This is a genomic window from Neisseria sicca 4320 (assembly GCF_000193735.1).
GTDB classification, from domain to species: Bacteria; Pseudomonadota; Gammaproteobacteria; order Burkholderiales; family Neisseriaceae; genus Neisseria; species Neisseria sicca_E.
Genome location: NZ_AEPF01000158.1, coordinates 1 through 555 on the forward strand (window position 1 = coordinate 1; position 555 = coordinate 555).

The window sequence follows — 555 nt, forward strand, 5'->3', positions numbered from 1 at the left end:
ACATTTCCGTCTTAGGTCGTCTGAAAGGATACATCATGACCCAATACCGATTCACTTTGCCCTCAAGCAGCGGCAACGACTTCGACTCCGCCGAACATCTGCCGCTGATTGTCTATTTCTACCCCAAAGACAGCACGCCCGGCTGCACCACCGAAGGCTTGGATTTCAACGCCCGTTTGCCGCAATTTAAAGAACTCGGCTATACCGTCGTCGGCATCTCGCGCGACGGCGTGAAATCGCATCAGAATTTCTGCGCCAAACAAGGCTTCAATTTTGAATTGTTGAGCGACAAAGACGAAACCGTGTGCAAAATGTTTGACGTGATCAAGCTGAAAAAGCTGTACGGCAAAGAGTCTTTGGGCATTGAACGCAGCACCTTCGTCTTGGACGCAAACGGCGAAATCATCCATGAATGGCGCAAAGTCAAAGTCGCCGGACACGCGCAGGAAGTTTTGGAAACGCTGTCCCGATAAACCGATAATGCAGCAAAAAGGTCGTCTGAAAATGAGCTTGGCGGGTTTACCCAAGCAGGTTTTCATTTTCAGACGACCTTTT

General features: G+C 49.7%; 1 protein-coding gene. It reads left to right on the forward strand.

The window, feature by feature from the left end; translation table 11 throughout:
* Nucleotides 1–35 precede the first annotated feature (35 nt).
* Nucleotides 36–473 carry a peroxiredoxin gene (locus tag NSCA4_RS0112155; protein ID WP_003742666.1) on the forward strand — a complete coding sequence of 146 codons (438 nt, stop codon included), beginning with the start codon at nucleotides 36–38 and terminating at the stop codon, nucleotides 471–473.
* Nucleotides 474–555 lie beyond the last annotated feature (82 nt).

Excerpts from the sequence above, each read along its gene's own strand:
- NSCA4_RS0112155 (WP_003742666.1), top strand. The coding sequence starts at position 36 with ATGACCCAATACCGATTCACTTTGCCCTCAAGCAGCGGCAACGACTTC.